We start from the raw sequence: 3,162 nt of genomic DNA, 5'->3' as shown, positions 1-3,162 counted from the left end.
TATAAAATAAGAATCGGGTAGGAGATAGTTCGCACTATCGATCTCCCACACCACCGTATATGACGGTTCAACAACTTAATTGAATTAACTGATACAACTTGGACATGTTTAGCGATCCACGTTGTGTCAGTCTTTTATGGTTACAGTCATACACAGTGTTTTACTATGTACATTACGCCAATATTCTTTACGAAAATTAACATATGTCCCAGTTTGCTTGGGTGTCATGCCTAATTTAATCAATGCTTTATAATGAGTCCTGATATTCTTCCACTGTTTCCAGGTATACTGGCGGATGCGCGAGAGCAACCATTCGTTTTGCTCGAGAAATTTTTTCATCTTCCCAATGGAATAATATTGGATCCCGCCCTGTATTTTCTGCTTAATTTCGTGCAGGATCCTATCAAAGTTGATACCTCTGTTTCTCTTCGTGATTCTTTTCAATTCTTGTTTGATTATTTGTTTACTGTTTATCTGCTGATTTAAATTATTAAAATATTGATCATACCTTTATTACATTGGTATAGTTCATAGAACATTATTCTTCTAAAAAAGCTGGGCAATATCTGTCTTAATGTATACATGTTGGTCTATACCTATTATTTTGCGCAATTTTATATATATAATTTTTTATCTTAAAATTCATGATGTTTGTACCCCCATACCGGCAAAATAGCTCTGGTCAAGGATGCCTGAACGTGGAGGAGAAACTTTTTTATTACAATAATTGCTAGCAGATATTAAGGAGGGAGTAAAAAATAGAATACTAATAGACAAGACAAGTTAAATTTATTAGCAGTTTTTGTAAACGTTCTACCTTTACTTAAAAAATATTCATTAGATTTGGGAGATTTTTGAATGGAAAAAAAGGATTATGAATTATCAACAGTCGAAAGTGAGTTTTGTTTTGCTATTTACTTTACAGAAAGAAGTTTGGCCAAATTCTTCTCAAAGATTTTAAAAGAATTCAAGTTAACATTCACGCAGTATGTTACTTTATTGATTTTATGGCAAGAACAAAAGCCCGTTAAAATGAGTGAGATCACGTCACATTTACAACTCGATTATGGGACAACATCCCCTCTTTTTAAAAGAATGGAAAAAAATGAGTGGATCACCCGCAGTTATTCGCCCGAAGACAAGCGCAAAGTATATATTGAGCTGACAGAAAAAGGAAAAAGCAAAGAAAAGATCATCAATGAACGCGTTAAAGAATATTTGAACTCCGTCAACAAAACTACTGACGAGTACAAAAAAGAATTGAAATCAATTTACCAGGTAAACAACAAACTAAAAAACGTCAATGACTATCTCGAAGATTTGTTTTGATCACTCGGCGCAAGTGTTCTTACTTTTTAACGAAAAGGAAATTTTTCTGACTCAAGGCAAAACTATCTTCAAAACATATCTACGCCTTGTGCTAATTTTAAAAGCAGTTTTTACCGGCTGTTTCGTAACAGAGCTATGTCGAATGATCTTGCAAAATTTAAAAATGCTGATTCACAATGATTTTTGAAAAGTCAGCAAAAACTTAACCTTTCTAGGAAGGTTCTTTAGGTGATCAAATGAAATTTAATCAGGAGAAAATGGTACTTCTTAAAAAAATCTCAACCGGACAGATCGATCCAGCTGAGATCGAAGAAAATCAATTGCTCAAACAACTGATTTTCAAACAAAAAATGATTAATTACACCCTCAACTTTAGTCAACGTACTGGAAATTATTAAGTTTCGCAGTTGCAATTAACCAAAAAAGGAAAAGATGAATTAACTTCTTTACTTCGCAGCAAACGTCAGGGTAAGAAAAATAAAGTTAAAATACCCTTGTTTTTTGCAGTGGGAACATTTGCCGGAGTTTTAATGTCAAGCTTTCTTTTCTAATTGTCTATCGAAAGTAAGTTTTAGAATTAGCAAAGATTTTTTACATTTATTCTTTTTACTTAATTAATGAATAAAATAATTCGGGTAAAAGATATCAGTTTCTTGTGTAAATATTCTTTTATCTGCATTTTGATGTGCAGTAGCAAAAATTTTTTTAATTTTTTCATCTTTTACCAAGTTAATATCCTCTAAATCAACTGGGAGGTTTGCGAGAGCTAAACAAAACTCAGCTCCAGATCGTTGGCTGATATCTACCAGCCTTTGAGGAGAAGATTGGTCATCAACTGGAATATACGGGTGGCCAGCCTTGACCACCCCTAGAAAACATGCCAACATAGAGAAAGTTTGCCCTCCGTAAACAATAACAGGAGAACCAATAGGTAGTTTCTGTTGTATCAAATAATGTGCTATATTATCAGAATATATCTGCAGTTGCCGATAATCCTATTTATTCTTCCGTTAACTTGTCATGAAACATGGTTAAAACGTGTCATTTAGTTGGCTTACTGTTCGTCAGCCGATGTGCGTCCTATGCCGACTTCCTGGGCTGGGTGCCAATTGCTGGAACGTAAGCCGACGTCGATTTGAGCTAACGCAGGCTTCAGTGGCACCGAGCACGTTTCGGTAAGCCGCTCGAATGGCTGATAAACAACCACCGAACTTAGCGCAATTTATCGTTAACTATTTTGATACTGGAACTTTAAACAAAGTGTTAGGTGCATTAGCACTTTGTCGGGAGATTAAATCTTACTACGCTGATTCAGAATCAGTGAGTTATCTCAATATCAATTTCAGTCTGACAGTCGATTGACAAAATTACCGGTTATGAAAAGCAACGACAAAGCCATCAAAAGTTAGGTACATCTTCGTCCGCCATTCGAACACTGTCCCGACTGGAAGGCGTTTCGGCCAATCCTCAGCGGTGAAATTTCACTTAGCAAGCGTCCTTGGCTTGGTTAGTGGAAGACCAGTATTTAAGACGTGGTCTTCGGCTTAAATCTGTGTCCACCGCGTTCCAGCAATTGGCAGAAATGCCTGGAAGTCGGTGTAGGACGCGCCAACTAAGCAATTTTACGCTAACTCGGACTTTTTCCAGCGGGCCTAAGCTGGCTGCTTTTGGATTTAAAAAATAGCACGTTTTAATCATAATCACTGTCAGCAATAATCAGCCCATCCGAAATTAATACTGTTATTTTGCAAAACTTGACACCTATCAAGTTGCCATCAAGCTGAACTCACTATACTAGGGTAATCAAATCAAATAAGGAGTTGCAAATTATGA

4 protein-coding genes are annotated in these 3,162 nt (G+C 36.0%); 2 read left to right on the top strand and 2 right to left on the bottom strand.

Annotation, left to right across the window (positions count from 1 at the left end; translation table 11 throughout):
• Window positions 1-126: 126 nt before the first annotated feature.
• The gene (locus FC65_RS12940; protein WP_056972533.1) at window positions 127-444 is read right to left on the bottom strand and encodes a group II intron maturase-specific domain-containing protein; all 318 of its coding nucleotides are present in this window, start codon (window positions 442-444) and stop codon (window positions 127-129) included.
• Between the two features lie 414 nt (window positions 445-858).
• On the opposite strand from FC65_RS12940, the gene FC65_RS09785 reads away from it, so the two are divergent.
• Window positions 859-1,329: a MarR family winged helix-turn-helix transcriptional regulator gene (locus tag FC65_RS09785; RefSeq protein ID WP_056972532.1), complete on the top strand. Its 471-nt coding sequence runs from the start codon at window positions 859-861 to the stop codon at window positions 1,327-1,329.
• 236 nt (window positions 1,330-1,565) lie between these two features.
• Window positions 1,566-1,727, top strand: a complete 162-nt coding sequence (locus FC65_RS11920) for a hypothetical protein (protein WP_156408622.1) — start codon at window positions 1,566-1,568, stop codon at window positions 1,725-1,727.
• A 216-nt stretch (window positions 1,728-1,943) separates the two neighbouring features.
• On the opposite strand, the gene FC65_RS09780 is transcribed toward FC65_RS11920, so the two are convergent.
• Window positions 1,944-2,312: an AMP-binding protein gene (locus FC65_RS09780; protein WP_082619090.1), complete on the bottom strand. Its 369-nt coding sequence runs from the start codon at window positions 2,310-2,312 to the stop codon at window positions 1,944-1,946.
• Window positions 2,313-3,162 lie beyond the last annotated feature (850 nt).

Origin of the sequence: Ligilactobacillus acidipiscis DSM 15836, from assembly GCF_001435755.1 — a bacterium.
Classification (GTDB): Bacteria; Bacillota; Bacilli; order Lactobacillales; family Lactobacillaceae; genus Ligilactobacillus; species Ligilactobacillus acidipiscis.
Note: the sequence above shows the minus strand (reverse complement) of the source record. Positions and strands in the feature narration are given on the sequence as shown.